We start from the raw sequence: 16,646 nt of genomic DNA, 5'->3' as shown, positions 1-16,646 counted from the left end.
GACGCCGGCACCGGCGTCCTCCTGTGCAACAAGGAGGTGAACCCTATGTCAATGTCTCACGGCGGTCATGCCGGCCACATGCCGGCGAGTGGTGATCGCAAAGCGCTCGTCATTTCGGGCTGGCTTACCGGCCTTTACTTCATCGTGGAACTCGGGATCGGCATCTGGACGGGCTCAGTCGCCGTCATGTCGGATGCCTTCCACACCTTCTCGGCCGTGGGCGGCGTGCTCATTGCGCTGGTCGCCATGCGTCTGGGTGAGCGAAAATCCAGCCCCTCGCGCACCTTCGGCTACATTCGGGCGGAGATCCTGGGGGCCCTCTTCAACGGCCTCTTCCTCGTCGCCATGGCTCTCTACGTGCTGTGGATGGGCGCGATGCGCCTCATGGAGCCCATCGAACTGGCCACGACGCCGATGTTGATCGCCGCAGCGGGCGGCATCGCCACCGAGCTTGTCGCGCTCTGGCTCATGTACGAGCGCCAGAAGGACAACCTGAATATGCGGGGTGCGTATTGGCACATCCTGCAGACCTTCGTCGGCAGCTTCCTCATCATCGTCTCGGCGCTGGTGATCCGATTCACGGGCTTTGTGGCCATCGATCCGCTGCTTGGCATGGCCTTCGGACTGCTGCTGCTCTGGGCTTCCTGGGGTATTATGCGCGAGGCATTGCACATCCTGCTGCAAGGCACGCCCGAAGACCTCGACTTGGAGGCCGCCATCGAGGCCATACGGCAGCTAGAGGGGGTTACCGACGTGCACCACGTCCATGCCTGGAGTCTGACATCCGGGCGCAATGTATTCTCAAGCCACGTCTGCGTTGGGGACTTTCAGGAAGGCGAACGGGTGCTGCGACAAGCAAGCAATCTCCTGCGCGAGCGTTTCAACATCTACTTCTCGACGTTGCAGATCGAGGAATACTGCCTCGACGGCGAGGACTCTGCGGCCGAGATTGACATCATGCAGTCTCAGACGGGGCAAGAACGGACCAGCATCGGAAAGATCCACGACAATCACTGATTGGCAGGAACCCCGGATTCCGATCACCTCTTGACCTTCCAACGGTTGGAAGGCGCAGAATAGGCGAAGAGCAAGCTTAGGATAAGACGCCGAGGAGGCGTGAAAATGGCCAGCAAGACCGAACACGATCACCAGAATCAGAGTCACGCTCATTCCGCCCAAGGTCATGCGCATGATCACGGGGCCGTCGCGCAGGACGACACGCACAAGGTCAAGGACCCGGTCTGCGGCATGATTGTCGATCCCCACACGGCCCAGCACAAGGCCGAGCATGCGGGCCGGCCCTATTATTTCTGCTCGGCCGGGTGCCGCGCGAAGTTCCTGGCCGAGCCCGAAAGCTATCTCGATCCGGCGGCGGCGGAGGTAGTACCGATTCTCGAGGGGACGGTCTATACCTGCCCGATGCATCCTGAGATCCGGCAGGACGGCCCCGGATCATGCCCGATCTGCGGCATGGCGCTGGAGCCGGTACTGGTCAGCCTTGAGGCCGAGCCCAATGTCGAACTGATCGACATGACACGCCGCTTCTGGATCGGCCTCGTTCTGGCGATCCCGGTGTTCATTCTCGAGATGGGCGGGCATCTGTTCGGGCTGACTCATGCCATCGGGCAGCAGGTCTCGAACTGGCTGCAACTGATCCTCGCAACGCCGGTCGTTCTCTGGGCGGGCTGGCCGTTCTTCCAGCGTGGCTGGCAGTCGCTCGTCAACCGCAGCCTCAACATGTTTACACTGATCGCCATGGGCACGGGAACGGCGTGGATATACAGCGTCGTCGCCACGCTGGCGCCGGGCATCTTCCCAGATGCATTCCGCCAGCATGACGGCTCGGTCGCGGTCTATTTCGAGGCGGCCGCGGTCATCACTGTGCTCGTGCTGCTCGGGCAGGTGTTGGAATTGCGGGCGCGCGAGAGCACCAGCGGCGCGATCCGGGCGCTGCTCGACCTCGCCCCCAAGACCGCCCGGATCATTCGTGACGACGGCACCGAGGAGGAGGTTCAACTCGACACCGTTCGGGTCGGCGACCGCCTGCGGGTGCGTCCCGGCGAGAAGGTGCCGGTCGATGGCGAAGTTCTGGAAGGACGCAGCGCCGTCGATGAATCGATGGTGACTGGCGAGTCGATGCCGGTCACCAAGGAGGTCGGCGCCACCGCCATCGGCGGCACCATGAACCAGTCCGGCGCGCTGGTGATCGAGGCGAAGAAGGTCGGCCGCGACACCATGCTGTCGCAGATCGTCCAGCTCGTCGCCGAGGCGCAGCGTAGTCGCGCGCCGATCCAGCGCCTCGCCGATCAGGTGTCGGGCTGGTTCGTGCCGGCGGTGATCGTGGTCGCAATCCTTGCCTTCATAACCTGGTCGATCTGGGGTCCGGAGCCGCGCTTCTCCTTCGGTCTGATCGCGGCGGTTTCCGTGCTGATCATCGCCTGTCCCTGTGCGCTCGGGCTGGCAACGCCGATGTCGATCATGGTCGGCGTCGGGCGTGGCGCACAGGCGGGCGTGCTGATCAAGAACGCCGAGGCGCTGGAGCATATGGAGAAGGTCGATACCATCATAGTCGACAAGACCGGTACGCTGACCGAGGGACGACCCGCCGTCACCGCAATCGTGCCGGCGCCGGGGTTCACCGAGGACGAGGCTTTGCGGCTTGCCGCCAGCGTGGAGCGGGCCAGCGAGCATCCGCTGGCGCTGGCCATCGTTCGCGCTGCCGAGGAGCGGGGGATCGTGACCGCACCGGTCGCGGATTTCGACTCGCCGACCGGCAAAGGCGCCTACGGCACGGTCGAAGGCAAGCGCATTCCCCTTGGAAATGCCAAGTTCCTAGCCGAGCAAGGCGTTGATGTCGCCCCACTGGCGGATGAGGCCGACCGGCTGCGCGAGGACGGGGCAACCGCGATCTTCATGGGAGTGGACAACCGCATCGCTGCCATCTTCGCCATCGCCGATCCGGTCAAGCCCTCGACGCCCGAGGCGCTTGCCGCGCTGAAGGCGCAGGGAATCCGCGTTGTCATGCTTACGGGTGATAACTGGACCACGGCCAAGGCGGTCGCCCGCCGGCTCGGCATCGACGAGGTCGAGGCCGAGGTCCTGCCCGACCAGAAAAGCGCGGTCGTGCAGCGTCACAAGGCGGCAGGCGAGGTGGTGGCGATGGCAGGCGACGGCGTGAACGACGCACCGGCGCTGGCGGCGGCCGATGTGGGCATCGCCATGGGCACCGGTACCGATGTGGCAATGGAAAGCGCAGGCGTCACATTGCTCAAGGGCGATCTCACGGGCATCGTCCGCGCGCGCCGGCTCTCGGAGGCTGTCATGCGCAACATCCGCCAGAACCTATTCTTCGCCTTCATTTACAACGCGCTCGGCGTGCCGGTGGCGGCCGGGGTGCTCTACCCGTTCTTCGACATCCTGCTGTCGCCGATCATCGCGGCCGCCGCCATGGCGCTGTCGTCGGTGAGCGTCATCGCGAACGCCTCCCGGCTGCGGGTCACGAGATTGTAGGAGGCTGACGTGGGCGAAGGTCCTCCATCTGGAAAAATTGGTGACGATGGTGGCGCCAACAGCCCGGATACCGTCCCATCCTTGCGCTAAGTCAAAGTCTGCGGCGAAGGGGGCCGCTATGAGTATCTTTGCGACGGAAGGGCAGAACAGGCCATGATGCAATGTCATGATGTCGGGCGGGATGATGTGGGGCATCGTTCTTCTGGTGCTCGTGCTCCTTACCGCCGCCGCTTTGATCAAATACGTATTTTTCCGGTGATCCAGCTTTGACGAAGTTGCGGCCCAGATGGAGGAACTGAGATGCAAACCATCCATATGATCAGCAGGCGCTCCTTCCTCGCCAGCGCCACCGCGTTCCCCCTCCTGCTCTCAACGGCGGGAACGGTTCGCTCGGCAGGACTGCCTCTGGTGACCGTCACCAAGGATACGAATTGCGGGTGCTGCGGCGCATGGGTCGAGCATATCGAGGCGGCCGGCTTCCCGGTGAGCGTCGTGGAATCGAGCGAGGTCGAAAGCCTCAAGCAGCGGCTCGGCGTCCCGGCGGCGTTGTACTCCTGCCATACGGCCGAAGTGGACGGCTATGTCATCGAAGGACATGTGCCGGCCGCCGCGCTTCGCCGCCTCCTGGCCGCGCGCCCGCTCGCGACAGGGCTTGCGGTTCCCGGAATGCCCGCCGGCTCCCCCGGCATGGACTTTCCCGGCGTGGTCCCCGAGCCATACGAGGTGTTCCTGTTCGGCCCTTCCGTCCAGAAAACCTTCGGGCGTTTCCGCGGCGCGCGGGAGATCTGAGTGGAACGGTGCTCATGATCCATCCGGTCGCCATCAGTCCGATCCAGAACCGGGCCTGCGGGGCAGACCCTGCCTTTGTCAGGAGCTCTGGTTGCCTGGGCTCGGATACTGACGGCCGCAAGGATGTCATCTGGTGCGTGGCAACTCTCCATCCCGACCTCGACAAAGAAGCCAAGCCATGAGCAGGAGCTCGACTGCGGCTTTCGGATCGAAAGGCGACTGGCTCCGCCAGTTCCTGACAGGCCTGCTGCTGCTTGCGTTCAGCGCTTTTGTTTTCCTGGCAGCGGCGCATGCCAGCCCGGGCACACACGGCTCGTATCAGGATCAGACCGTTGCGGGTGCACAGCATGAGGCCCATTCGAATTACTCCGACGACCGAAGCAAGGCTGCGGACGAACGATGCTGTCACACTGAAACGGCGCCGGACCGCGATTGCGGCCAGCTCTGCACCATTGTTGCCCTGCTACCCGAGGCGCCGCCTGTGATGCCATCCTCGGACGGCGAGCCATTGCTCGGTTTCCAGGCCAGCGATCTGGGCCGAAATCCTTCAGTCCTCCTGACACCACCGCGTCTGACCGCCCCTGCGTAGTGAACGCATCGGCCGGGAGGTGTTCTTCTCGGCACTCAAGCAGCAAACAGTCAGACGAAGCCACGGTAGGCGCGCGTCCAGAAATTAGACGCGGCTCTCCGGTGCCAAAGGATGAACCATGACGTACCGAACAATAGTTGCCCTTTCTGCCAGTCTCTTGATGGGAGTCTCCGGCGCTGCTCTGGCGCAGCAGGCAGAGCATGACGCCCATCACCCTCAGACGCCGCAGGCCCAGGAGGAACGGGCCCCTGCCTCCATGTCCCCTTCAGGACAGATGCCTTCGATGCAGGACATGCCGAAGGAATGCCGGGCCATGATGGAGACCATGCCCCAAGCGTGCATGGACGCCATGCAGCAGATGATGCAGGGCGGCATGATGCACGGTGGGATGGCCGCTCCCCAAGGCGGAGAGTCGGCTCCAGCCGACGCCGATGTCGCCGACTTCACCAAGGCCTATGTCGATGCGATGGAGGAGATGCACGGTCCGATGATGGAGGGCGTCATGGCCGAGGACCCGGACGTCGCTTTCATCCGGGGCATGATCCCGCACCATCAGGGTGCGGTCGACATGGCGAAGATCGTGCAGCGATACGGAGATGACCCGCAGACAAGAGAGTGGGCGTCTCAGATCATTGAAGCACAGGAACGTGAGATCGCCGAAATGCAGGCGTGGCTGGACAGGAATGCCGGCCAGCAGCCTGCCGGCTTGGTCGAGACAGGCGGAACCGTGTACTCCGCCAACGAGGGCGACAATTCGATCAGCGCCATCGAACTCGGCACGGGTTCGGTCGAGACGGTGCAGATCGGAGTCTCACCGCACAATGTCGATCGGACACCGGACGGGAGGCTGTTGCTCGCCGTCGGGAGCGCTGCCTCCGATCACGCTCACGGATCGGATGACCAGGGACATGCCGATGCCGGCAACGGGCTTCTGGTGGTGCTCGATCCGCAGCAGCTGTCACAACCCGTCGGCACTGTAGAAGTCGGTGCGCATCCGGCGCATGTCGTCGCCGATCGTAGCGGCCGCGCCTATGTTTCGCTGTCCGGCGGGAACGAGATTGCGGTCGTTGATCTCGCAGCGGCTTCGGTGATCGAGCACATCACGACCGGAGCCTATCCGCACGGGCTGCGCCTCAACCCGGATGAGAGCGAGCTCTATGTGGCCAATGTCGAGGACGGCTCGGTCTCCGTCATCGACACGCAGGAGCTGACCGAGGTTGCGCGCATTCCGGTGGGCGCAGCGCCTGTTCAGGTCGGGTTCACGCCCTCGGGCGATCAGGTCTACGTCTCTCTTCGAGACGAGAACCGGGTGGCCGTCATCGACACCGCATCCCGCGAGGTGACGAACAGGATCGACGTCGGGCCGAACCCGATCCAGATGTTCGCCACCCCGGATGGAGCCTACGTCTATGTGGCCAATCAGGGCACCGAGGCGGAACCGAACGACACGGTCTCCGTGATCGAGATTGAGTCCGGAAACGTGATCGAGACGATCACCACCGGGAGCGGCGCCCACGGCGTCTCGGCATCGGCTGACGGGGCATTCGTGTTCGTAACGAACATTGCCGATGACAGCGTTTCGATCATCGACGTGGCGAGCCAGGAAGTGCTCAAGACCGTGCCGGTCGGCGATCGCCCGAACGGCATAGTCTACGCCGGATCGAACCAGTAAGCAGCGCGGCGCCGGAGCGAAACAGCTCTGGCGCCAGACTTGAGAATTGAGAATAGCTATTGGCGTCGATGAGCAGAGCCGGCGTGCATGACGAACTTCGAGGCAGCACGGCATTGGTTGCAGACATCGGAACTGATCTTGTCGCATATGCCGCCCTTTTCGTAAGCGCGTTCACGTCGGCGACCCTCCTACCAGGGTCGTCCGAGGCAGCGCTCCTGACTCTTCTAACAATGGGACAGGCCAACCTCGTCACCCTAGTGGGCGTCGCAACGGCAGGAAATGTGCTCGGCTCCTTGGTGAACTGGGCGCTGGGCAGGTTCCTCTCAGGGTTTCGAGACCATCGCTGGTTTCCGATTGACGACAGGTCATTTAGCCGTGCATCAGATTGGTACGGACGTTATGGCGTGTGGTCTCTACTCTTGTCCTGGCTGCCGATTATCGGCGATCCGCTGACAGTTGTGGCAGGAGCACTGCGAGTTGACCTTTCTCGTTTTCTCATATTCGTGTCGATCGGCAAAGCGGCACGCTATCTCTTTGTCGCCGGCGCATTTCTCTGGTGGAGCGGTTCTTGAGTGTACTTGCACGTCGAGTCGAGCTGTTGAGAATGGCGGAGACGAAGGGGCGCAGCCGAGCCGCCACCGCGCCCAGAAGCCTCACGCGGCCGCCGACTGGTCCTTGCGTTCGGCCGGATAGCCTGCCTCGGTTAAGGCGGCGGGGAGTACCTGCTCGTCCACCTTCGTGGTGACCGTCACTTCGCGGGTGGGTGGATTGGTGGTGACATCAGCCGCCGGATCGACGCTCAGAAGCGCGTTGTTGACCCGGCGCGCGCAGCCGCCGCAAGTCATGTCGGGAGCAGTGAATCGGAACATGCGAACTCTCCTCTGTTGGGCGTTCACGGACAAATCTGGTCCTTGCCACGTTGGCAAGGTCAAGGGTCAACGAGGAAAAATGATATCGCGGCCAAGGCGGCCTTGACCTTCCCATTGTTGGAAGCCCCATCTGGGGTGCAATGGATCAGGAAGGAAGCATGTCAAGACGAACCTTGTTCCGGCGAATTTGCTGCTAGGACCGTCTGACCGCCGCCCGTTCCTGCCGCGCCAGGCCGCTCGGCCCGTCCGTGAACGACGAATCTGGTCATGTCATGGCCAGCTAGACCACTGATCGCCATTGCCTGATCGGCGCTTCTCGCATGCAAAATGTGGGCGATGTGCAGCTCATCGGCTTATAGATCAAGTTTCAGCGGATTTGGGAAGCAATTTGTTCTTGACCTTCCAGCCGTTGGAAGGATTAGGGGTCTGCGACATCTGAACGCCCCATGAAAAATAACAGGAACTCCGGATGTCTACGCTCTCCCCCCAAACGCCGAAGCCTCCGGTGGCTTCGTCACCTGCAAGCACGACATTGCCGCTGGCCGTCATTGCGACGGCTCAGCTCATGGTGGTGCTTGACGATACCATCGCGAACATCGCCCTGCCGACACTCCAGAACGAACTCGGAATGTCGGCTGCGAGCCTGCCTTGGGTGATCAACGCCTACGTTCTCGCCTTTGGTGGACTGCTGCTGTTCGGCGGCAGGTTGGGCGATATCTATGGCCGGCGGCGCATGCTGCAGGCGGGCATGGCGATCTTCACCATTGCTTCCCTGTTCGTCGGGCTTGCCCAGGACAGCATGAGCATAATCGCGTCACGCGGTCTACAGGGCGTGGGTGCGGCGCTGACGGCCCCCAATGCTCTTGCCTTGATCGCGACGACCTTCCCCGAAGGCAAGGCGCGCAACGGAGCGATGGCCGTTTACGGAGCAATGTCCGGCCTTGGTATCATCGCCGGGCTGATCCTCGGCGGGCTGCTGACGGGGCTGCTGGGCTGGCGCTGGGCCTTCTTCATCAACATTCCCATCGGCCTGGCTGTGCTGGCGGGGTCAAGAACGCTTGTCGAGGCGGAACTGCACAAAGGCCGCCCGGACTTCACCGGCGCGCTCACCAGCATTGTGGGCATGGCCGCGCTCGTCTATGGGATCACCCGTGGCGGCGAACATGGCTGGACGGACAGCATCACGCTCGCCTCGTTCGCTACCGCCGCGATCCTGCTGCCGCTGTTCCTGATCTTGCAGTCGCGCAGCAAAGACCCGCTTCTGCCGCCACGTCTGTTCAAGGAGCGCAACCGGGCGGGTTCCTACCTCGCCATGCTGCTGCTGGGCTTCGGTCCGATGGGGATGATCTATCTGCTGACGCTCTATTTGCAGCACATCCTCGGCTACAGCCCGATCATGACCGCGCTGGCGTTCCTGCCATTCGGTGCGGGTATTATCGTTGGGGCCATTGTCAGTTCCAAGCTTGTCACGCGGTTTGCGCCGCGCGAGGTGGCAGCGCCCGCCGCACTAATAGGCGGCGCTGCCTTGTTCTGGCTCGCCAATATCGGACAGGAACTCAACTATATGTGGCACTTCATGCCCGCGGCCTTCCTCACCGCTTTCGGTTTCGTGGGGGCCGTGATTGCACTGGCGCTGACCGCCGTCAAAGGCGTGCAGACACAGGAGACGGGCATCGCATCGGCGCTCTTCAACGCCTCGCAACAGATCGGCGTCGCCTTGGGGCTGGCCGTCCTTTCGACCATCGCAGTCTCTGCCACGGCTGGCAGGTTGCCGGGTGCACTCGCCGCCCTCTATCGCGGGCGGGAGACGGGTGACGCCGGGCTAGTGAGATCGGCCAGCGATGCGCTGATCCACGGTTATGGTCTTGCGCTTGCGGGAGCTGGAGCTGCCCTCGTGATTGCCGCAGTCATTGCCGCGGTTCTGGTCAACGCTAAGAGGGGACAGGTTTCTACCGGCACGATCGCTGTCCATTGACAGGATAGTCATTAAGCCTACGGCGCGGTTCCGTGGCGCGCTACCCGCCGTAGGCCTTGCGCAGACGCCTGCTTGGACGAATTGCAAGCGGAGCGGTTGACATACAACATATGAACACATATTCATGTGTTGTATGTCAACCGCATGAGCCCTGAAATGTCCCATTCACACAGCCATGGTCATTCTCATGATGACCATTCCCATGATCACTCCCATGCGCCGACCGTCACGAGCGATAATGAGCGCAAGGTCCTTCTCTCGTTCTTCCTGATCCTCACGTTCATGATCGTGGAGGTGATCGGCGGTCTGATCTCAGGATCGCTGGCGCTGCTCGCCGACGCTGGACATATGCTGAGCGACGCGGCTGCGCTGGCGCTAGCTTATGCCGCCTTTCGGTTCGGACGGCGGGCGGCAGACTCCAAGCGGACCTTTGGCTATCTGCGTTTCGAGGTCCTTGCCGGTTTTATCAACGCAATCACGCTATTCGCGATCGTCGTCTGGATTGTCTATGAAGCCTGGCAGCGCTTTCAGGAACCGCATGTTATCCTCGCGGGTCCGATGCTTGGCGTCGCCATTGCGGGGCTCCTCATCAATATTCTCGTGTTCTGGATTCTGACGCGCGGAGATACCGAGCACGTGAACATCAAGGGTGCCATCCTTCATGTGTTGGGCGACCTCCTCGGCTCTGTGGCAGCGGTTTCAGCCGCCATCGTGATCATGTACACGGGTTGGACGCTGATCGATCCTATCCTCTCGGTGTTTGTCTCCCTGCTGATCCTGCGCGCCGCGTGGAATCTCCTCGGCAAGTCGATACATATCCTGCTTGAAGGTGCGCCAGATAACGCGACGCCCGAGAAGATCGAACGCCATCTTGTCGAGAACATCGCTGACGTGGCGTCGGTGAGCCACATCCATGTCTGGTCGATCACGTCCGGGCGGACCTTGGCCACCCTACATGTGCGGCCGAAAGCCGATGTCGATGCTCGCTCGGTGATGCGCGCGGTCGAGCGTGAGTTGAAGTCACAGTTTAAGATCGAACATCCGACCATCGCCATCGACTGGAATGACGATGCGGACGCGTGCAGCCTGTCGCAAGCCTCTGCCTTGACGGGGCACGCGCATGGGGATCGACACGACCATGATGGGCATCACCACAACCATGGGCCTGAGCATGTCCACAGCAAGCAGGAGCATGAACGTTGAAGCAAGCCCCGTCCCTGTCGCAGAACGACGTAACCGTACTGGCAGAGACTTTTCGCCTGCTGGGCGATCCTACACGGCTGAGAATTCTGCTCTTTTGCCTGCCGGGTCCAAAGTCCGTCGGCGACATTGTTGAGAGCCTGGGACTGTCGCAGACACTGGTTAGCCACCATTTACGCCTGCTCAGAGGTGCACGGCTCGTCAGGGGGGAGCGTCGGTCAAAGCAGGTTTTCTACGAAGTGGCAGACAGTCACGTGAGCGACATGCTGATCGACATGGCAACCCACATCGACGAGGAGCACTTTGATGACTGACAAACAAGGCTTCTTGGCGATGTGATGCCTGTACCGCTGAAGAGCGGGCCGCTAATGCGTTCGTTGAAGCAGGCAGCAGCACTTATCGCCGACACGGCAATCTTCACGCTGCGGTTAAGACCGGGACTTAAGCAATTTCGGTCTTGACCTTCCAATGGTTGGAGGCTGCACGATCTTGCTTGATACCCGTTTCGTCAATGCAAGGCGGCAGAAATGAAGGACCAAGCGAAGAACCGTTCGTCCGTCGACAAATTATTCGGCTCGCTGATCGCGGAAGGGTACGTTTATGCAGATGATGCCGCGGACCTCGATGATGGTGCCGACATACGGATTCGTTTGGGCTTTCTCCAGACATTGATGTTGGCGACCAGAAGCAAGGTGGCCGCATAATGCGGAAAGGGGTCAAGTGTTCGGATAAAGTCGAGCTTCGCCATCTCCGCTATTTCGTGGCTGTGGTCGAGCATGGCAGCTTTCGCAAAGCAGGAGCTGCGGTTGGACGGTCGCAAGCTGCAATCAGTCGGTCCATTGCCAAGCTGGAAGACGAGATTGGCGCCTCCTTGTTTCACCGGCATACATGGGGCGTATCGCAAACCTATGCCGGCCAGCGATTCCTCGTACACGCCCGCAGGGTCATCAGGACTGTTGGAGAAGGCGCTCGAGAGGTTGCCTCCGCAGGTCGTTCTGAAAAGGGACGTGTCCGGATCGGTATTTATTCCTCGATCGCTTCCGGCTTTTTGGCGGAGTTGCTGGAAGTTTACGGCAGGCGACATAGCGCGGTGAGAATCGAAGTGGCTGACGGGAACCCCGCAGAGCATGTCGCAGCGATCCGGCAACTCAATCTCGACGTCGCCTTCATCACTGGAACACGAGACTGGCCGGATTGCGAACGCGTCCTCTTGTGGTCGGAGCGTGTGTTCGTGGTCTTGCCTGACCATCATGCCTTAGCCAACAGGGAGGAAGTCGTATGGCGCGATCTGGCCGACGAGTCCTTTATCGTCAGCGAGACTGCTCCGGGACAGGAAATTTACGATCATCTGGTGCGGCGGCTGGCGGATCTCGGCAGGCATCCCGAGATCCAGGTGCAATATGTCGGTCGGGATAATCTGGTGCCGCTTGTCGCCCTCGGCCGAGGGCTGACTTTGGTGAGCGAAGCCATCACCGTCGCACAATTTCCGGGTGTGGTTTACCGACCGATCCTCGGCGAGGTTCTGCCCTTTTCGGCCGTCTGGTCGGCGAGCAACGACAATCCCGCCTTCCGTCGCTTTCTCAGTCTGGCGAAAGCAATGGCCGTCAGACCTGCGACTTCGGAGACAGGACGGAGCGCCGTGCTTTCGTGAACCCCCTGTCAGTGGCGATAAAGCGCTCCAACATTGGCACGATCAGCCTGACAGGATCAGCGGCGGGTTGGCCGGTCTCGCGGGCCAGCACCTCGGCATAGGTCGCAAGATCGCGATGAAGCGGCCCCGGCAGCTCTACCGTAACCTTGACGGGCTTGTCCTCGACGATGGGACCGAGTTTCAGTTTTGTCATGCTCAACCTCCTGCGGGCTCGAATACCAGGTCGCGGGTCACAATAATCCTGACCGGAAAGCCGGGCCGGATGGTGAGCGTCGGCGCGACCTGCAATTGGCGCTGGACGATCTGCTGCCCGGCCTGATTGACGGTATCCTGTGCGCCGTCGCGAATGGCGCGGATCAACCGGTCCTCGTCGCTGGTCGCCAGCTCTGTACCGACCGCGAGCAGTGTGGAAAGCCCTGCCGCTTTCATCAGATCCCACCAGTGATAATCGACGCCATCCTCAAGCCCGGCGTAACCGGAAGCGTCCGCGCCCGGCAGGCGCTCCAGAACGATGGAGCGGCCGCCCGGCAGGATCAGGCGATTCCACACCAGCAGGACGCGGCGCTGGCCGAAGGTCACGCCGTCATCATATTGGCCGATGATGCGCGTTCCCTGCGGGATCAGAAGCAGCGAGCCGGTCGGGCTGTCATAGACGTTTTCGGTGACCTGCGCGGTGATCTGGCCCGGCAGATCGGAGCGGATTCCGGTGATGAGTGCGGCCGGAATGACGGCTCCAGCCTGAAGGATGTAGGGCGATGCCGGCGGCGTGACGCGATCTGGCGCAACCGTCTGTCGGTCGACCGGGCTATTGAGGAAAGCCGCGTGCCTGTTCTGCCCTGTGCCGTCCGGCTGCAAGCCTATCCCGGCTATTCCTGGCATGGCCGTTCCCGCTGTCCCGCCAGAACGCGACCCGGACTGGAAGAACACGTTGCTCAAGCGCGCGGCCTCTTCCTCGGCGCGGCGGCGCTCCTCTTCGGGATCGACGGCTGGTGTGGTGATTGCCGGAGGCGCGACTGGCTGCCCCCGGTTCTGCGCGTCGAGGATCGGACGGCCAAGGTCGCCCGGCAATGCCGGTCCCAGGACGGGGCCGGTATAGTCGCGCGGCAGACCGGCGAGGCCGTCAGCCGTGGGTCGGTTTTCGGTCGAATAGAGTTCGCCGCCACCCGGCCCCGCATCGCGGGTCTGGAGCGCATAGATCAAGGTTCCGGCGATGCCGAGAAGCGCGACCGCGCCAACGCTTGCCAGCAACTTTCGGGACAGGCGGGTGACACGAGGCGGCTCGGCGCGCAGGCGCATGGGGGCGGCGGTATCGGTATCGCTCATGACGACGATCCTCCCGTGGTCGTGCTGGCTGGTTCTGCTGCGGCCTGCGTCGGGTTGATGCGGACGATCCTGACCACTTGCTGCCGATCGCCGCTGCCAAGGCGCAGTTCGGCCGCACCGAACAGGCGGTCCACGATCAGGACATTCTGGTGGACACGGCTGTTGACGATCTGCGTTTCTCCGTCCGACCCGATGACGAACAAAGGCGGCATTTCGCCCTGCACGATGCCGCGCGAGAAAATGACATAGACGCGGCGGCCATCGTCGAAGACGGAGAGCGGCCGCCATGGCGGGCTGTCGCCCCGCACCTGCAATCCGTAGCGATAGTTCCGCGCCGCCTCGGCGGGGATGATGGGCGCGGCGGGCGTGGTGGCACGGCTTCCCGCCGGCGCCGCGGGATAGGCCCATGCGACGGAAGGCATGTAGAGCGATTCCCGCGCGCGCAGCTCGATCATGTAGGTGCGCCGGTCGGTGGTCACGACAAGGTTGGTGGAAATGTCCGGGCGTGTCGGCTTCACGAGGATGTGGACGCGGCGGTTCGCGCCCGAACCGGATTCGGTGTCGCCAATGATCCATCGTGTCGTATCCCCGGCCGCAATAGGTCCCGCGCCGGTCAGGCTTTCGCCCGGCGCCAGCGCGATATTTGTGATCTGGCCGGGGGCCGCATAGACCTGATAGAGCGCGCCTTCGCTCCACGGATAAATCTGGATGGCGTTGTAATAGCCCTCACGGCGAGGTTCGACACGGGCGGCGGCATTGGCGTTTTCGACACGGCCGTCCGGAGTGCTGGCAGCAGTTCCGCCCCGCGCGACCGTCCAGGCCGGCGGCGTGTGAAGCGGCCGGGGCCGGTCGTCGGTGGCGACCGTCTGCACGGTGGGCAGCGGCGGCACGTCGGCGTCATAGTTGAATTGCGGCGTCCGGTTGGTCGCGCAGCCGGCCAACATGGTCGCGGAAAGCAGCAAAGCCGCGAAAGCGGGTTTACGGAAAACCGGAAAACCGGCTCTACGGAAAGTCGTGCGGGTCATTGGCTCATCTCCCGCGACCATGAAATTGCGTTGATGTAGATTCCCAGCGGATTGGCGCGTAATCGTTCGGCATCGCGCGGGGGCTGGATCACGACAGTCAGGATCGCGGTCCATCGCTCGGTCGTGGAAAGCTGGCCGTTCTCGAAATGGCGTTCGGTCCAGGCGACGCGGAAACTGTCCGGCGAAGCCCGGATGACGCTCGACACCTCGACGGCGATCTGCTGGCGGCCGACCTTGGTGAAGGGATCGTTGGCCCGCGCATAATCGTTCAAGGCCGCCGCGCCCCGGTCGGTGGTGAACTCGTAAGCCCGAAGCCAGTTCTGCCGGACGATGATCGCGTCCGCCGGGATCGCGCGGACCTGCTCGATGAAGCGGCCGAGATGGAAGGCGATCTGCGGATCGGTCGGGCGATAATCGGCGTTCGCGGGCGCGACAGCCTGCGCCTGACCGAGATTGTCCACCTGCACCACCCAGGGCACGACGGTTCCACGCGCCGATTGCCAGACGAGCGCGGCGGCAAAGCCGGCCGAGAGGATCAGACAGCCGAACGCCATATAGCGCCAGTTCTTCGCCTGCACGCGGGCCGAGCCGATGCGTTCGTCCCAGACCTGTGCGGCTTTTTGATAGGGAGTCTCGGGTTCCGGCACCTTGCCGTAATGGGTCGTCGGTCGTTTGAAGATGTTCATGTGCGGTCACTTTCGGAAAGGCTGACGGAGGAGCCGCCGCCGTGGCTGTCGCCGGATCGGACAGCATGAGCAGCAGCCGTGACGCCGTGGCTCATGGCCCGGCCACGCCGCATCTGCTGCGCCCAGGCCGGCGGCCCATCAGGGGTTGAGGGGGTTGACGGCGCAGGCGACGAATCTCTGCCGACGGTGCCCATGGTCGACGTGCCGCCGGATGCCGCGAATCCGGCTTTCGCACCATCGGAATAGCTGGATTTCAGGCTGTCGCTGGCGCGGGAGGCGGCGCGCTTGAGTGGTGAAACGGCGGCGGAGGCTCCGGCGCGCGCCACACCGCCAAGGCCGGAGGCGACCCCGGCCGTGCCGGACCCGCCCAAGGAGCCGAGGGTATAGGCGGACGAAGCCGCACCGGCGGCCGAGGCACCGCCGCGGGCAAGTGCTGCCCCGCCCGAGAGTGCGGCTGCGCCACCCCGCGCCGCGAGCATGGTCGCGCCACCGGCTGCGATCGCAGCGCCGCCAACCGCAAGGCCAGTCCCGACGGCGGCGCCGGCACTGAGTTGCGGGCCTCCGGAGACGAGGCCGGTGGCGATGCCGGGGCCGAAGATGCCGAGGCCGAGAAGGGAAAGGGCTGCCAGCACGATCGCCATGGCGTCGTCGATTGTCGGGGTCGCACCGCCGAAGCCTGCGGTAAACTGGCCGAAGAGCGTGGAGCCGATGCCGATGATGACGGCGAGGACCAGCACCTTGATACCGCTGGAGATCACATTGCCCAGCACCCGCTCGGCCATGAAGGCGGTCTTGCCGAACAGGCCGAATGGAATCAGCACGAAGCCGGCCAGCGTGGTCAGCTTGAACTCGATCAGCGTGACGAAAAGCTGGATTGCCAGGATGAAAAAGGCCAGCACCACCAGCGCCCAGGCGAACAACAGGCACGCGATCTGGATGAAGTTCTCGAAGAAGGCGATCCAGCCCATCAGGTCCGAAATAGATTCCAGCAGCGGGCGACCGGCGTCCAGCCCGGTTTGGGCAACGCGGCCGGGGCGCAGCAGATCGGCAACCGAGAAGCCAGTGCCGGACGCCATGAGCCCGAGCCCGGCGAAGCTCTCGAAGACGATCCGTGCGAGATTGTTCCAGTTGCTGATGAGATAGGCGAAGACGCCGACGAACAGCGTCTTTTTCACCAACCGCGCAATGATGTCGCCGTCGGCGCCCCAGGCCCAGAACAGTGCGGCGAGCGTCACGTCGATGACGATCAGCGTCGTGGCGATAAACGCCACCTCGCCGCCGAGCAGGCCGAAGCCGGAGTCGATATAGCTGGTGAAGATGCCGAGAAAATTATCGATGACCCCCGTTCCGCCCATGG

Annotated in this window: 17 protein-coding genes; 11 read left to right on the top strand and 6 right to left on the bottom strand. The window is 62.9% G+C overall.

The annotated features are described in order from the left end of the window. The first annotated feature begins 45 nt into the window (after positions 1-45). The 6 genes from OANT_RS16730 to OANT_RS16705 all read left to right on the top strand — a co-directional run bounded on the left by OANT_RS16730 (position 46) and on the right by OANT_RS16705 (position 7,132). Entirely contained in the window at positions 46-1,017 is a 972-nt protein-coding gene (locus OANT_RS16730) for a cation diffusion facilitator family transporter (RefSeq protein WP_012092677.1), read from the top strand. 105 nt (positions 1,018-1,122) lie between these two features. Next, the gene (locus OANT_RS16725; RefSeq protein WP_012092676.1) at positions 1,123-3,510 is read left to right on the top strand and encodes a heavy metal translocating P-type ATPase; all 2,388 of its coding nucleotides are present in this window, start codon (positions 1,123-1,125) and stop codon (positions 3,508-3,510) included. 300 nt (positions 3,511-3,810) lie between these two features. Continuing rightward, the gene (locus tag OANT_RS16720) at positions 3,811-4,299 is read left to right on the top strand and encodes a DUF411 domain-containing protein (protein ID WP_012092675.1); all 489 of its coding nucleotides are present in this window, start codon (positions 3,811-3,813) and stop codon (positions 4,297-4,299) included. 178 nt (positions 4,300-4,477) lie between these two features. Continuing rightward, complete coding sequence (locus OANT_RS16715) at positions 4,478-4,888, top strand: hypothetical protein (RefSeq protein ID WP_028034404.1); 411 nt, start codon at positions 4,478-4,480, stop codon at positions 4,886-4,888. 313 nt (positions 4,889-5,201) lie between these two features. After that, complete coding sequence (gene copM, locus OANT_RS16710; protein WP_231771507.1) at positions 5,202-6,560, top strand: CopM family metallochaperone; 1,359 nt, start codon at positions 5,202-5,204, stop codon at positions 6,558-6,560. A gap of 83 nt (positions 6,561-6,643) precedes the next feature. After that, on the top strand, positions 6,644-7,132 hold the full coding sequence (locus OANT_RS16705) for a YqaA family protein (RefSeq protein ID WP_231771508.1): 489 nt from the start codon (positions 6,644-6,646) through the stop codon (positions 7,130-7,132). An 81-nt stretch (positions 7,133-7,213) separates the two neighbouring features. Here OANT_RS16705 and OANT_RS16700 read toward each other — a convergent pair whose 3' ends face one another. After that, positions 7,214-7,429, bottom strand: a complete 216-nt coding sequence (locus OANT_RS16700; RefSeq protein ID WP_012092671.1) for a heavy-metal-associated domain-containing protein — start codon at positions 7,427-7,429, stop codon at positions 7,214-7,216. 469 nt (positions 7,430-7,898) lie between these two features. Here OANT_RS16700 and OANT_RS27190 point away from each other — a divergent pair, with 469 nt between their 5' ends. The 5 genes from OANT_RS27190 (at position 7,899) to OANT_RS16680 (ending at position 12,255) form a co-directional block, all read left to right on the top strand. Further along, a complete protein-coding gene (locus tag OANT_RS27190; RefSeq protein ID WP_012092670.1) occupies positions 7,899-9,404 on the top strand; it encodes an MFS transporter in 1,506 nt (501 codons plus the stop codon). Between the two features lie 156 nt (positions 9,405-9,560). After that, a complete protein-coding gene (locus tag OANT_RS16690; protein ID WP_040128397.1) occupies positions 9,561-10,607 on the top strand; it encodes a cation diffusion facilitator family transporter in 1,047 nt (348 codons plus the stop codon). After that, complete coding sequence (locus OANT_RS16685; RefSeq protein ID WP_012092668.1) at positions 10,604-10,918, top strand: ArsR/SmtB family transcription factor; 315 nt, start codon at positions 10,604-10,606, stop codon at positions 10,916-10,918. The genes OANT_RS16690 and OANT_RS16685 overlap by 4 nt, the downstream gene beginning before the upstream one ends. Before the next feature lie 213 nt (positions 10,919-11,131). After that, positions 11,132-11,308, top strand: coding sequence for a hypothetical protein (locus OANT_RS26760; RefSeq protein ID WP_012092667.1), 177 nt, complete (start codon positions 11,132-11,134; stop codon positions 11,306-11,308). Beyond that, positions 11,308-12,255: a LysR family transcriptional regulator gene (locus OANT_RS16680; protein ID WP_012092666.1), complete on the top strand. Its 948-nt coding sequence runs from the start codon at positions 11,308-11,310 to the stop codon at positions 12,253-12,255. Before OANT_RS26760 ends, OANT_RS16680 begins: the two co-directional genes overlap by 1 nt. Here the strand turns inward: OANT_RS16680 and OANT_RS16675 are convergent. The 5 genes from OANT_RS16675 to trbL are packed head-to-tail and all read right to left on the bottom strand — an operon-like array spanning position 12,209 to position 16,644. Next, positions 12,209-12,448 (bottom strand): DUF2274 domain-containing protein, encoded by a 240-nt coding sequence (locus tag OANT_RS16675; protein ID WP_012092665.1) that lies wholly within the window; start codon positions 12,446-12,448, stop codon positions 12,209-12,211. The two genes, OANT_RS16680 and OANT_RS16675, sit on opposite strands and share 47 nt — an antisense overlap. Before the next feature lie 2 nt (positions 12,449-12,450). Further along, positions 12,451-13,578: a TraB/TrbI/VirB10 family type IV secretion system protein gene (locus OANT_RS16670; protein ID WP_012092664.1), complete on the bottom strand. Its 1,128-nt coding sequence runs from the start codon at positions 13,576-13,578 to the stop codon at positions 12,451-12,453. Beyond that, positions 13,575-14,603 carry a P-type conjugative transfer protein TrbG gene (trbG, locus tag OANT_RS16665; protein ID WP_012092663.1) on the bottom strand — a complete coding sequence of 343 codons (1,029 nt, stop codon included), beginning with the start codon at positions 14,601-14,603 and terminating at the stop codon, positions 13,575-13,577. The genes OANT_RS16670 and trbG overlap by 4 nt, the downstream gene beginning before the upstream one ends. Further along, on the bottom strand, positions 14,600-15,289 hold the full coding sequence (trbF, locus tag OANT_RS16660) for a conjugal transfer protein TrbF (protein ID WP_012092662.1): 690 nt from the start codon (positions 15,287-15,289) through the stop codon (positions 14,600-14,602). Before trbF ends, trbG begins: the two co-directional genes overlap by 4 nt. Next, a complete protein-coding gene (gene trbL / locus OANT_RS16655) occupies positions 15,286-16,644 on the bottom strand; it encodes a P-type conjugative transfer protein TrbL (RefSeq protein WP_012092661.1) in 1,359 nt (452 codons plus the stop codon). The genes trbF and trbL overlap by 4 nt, the downstream gene beginning before the upstream one ends. Positions 16,645-16,646: the final 2 nt, after the last annotated feature.

The organism is Brucella anthropi ATCC 49188, assembly GCF_000017405.1.
GTDB lineage: Bacteria > Pseudomonadota > Alphaproteobacteria > Rhizobiales > Rhizobiaceae > Brucella > Brucella anthropi.
Note: the sequence above shows the minus strand (reverse complement) of the source record. Positions and strands in the feature narration are given on the sequence as shown.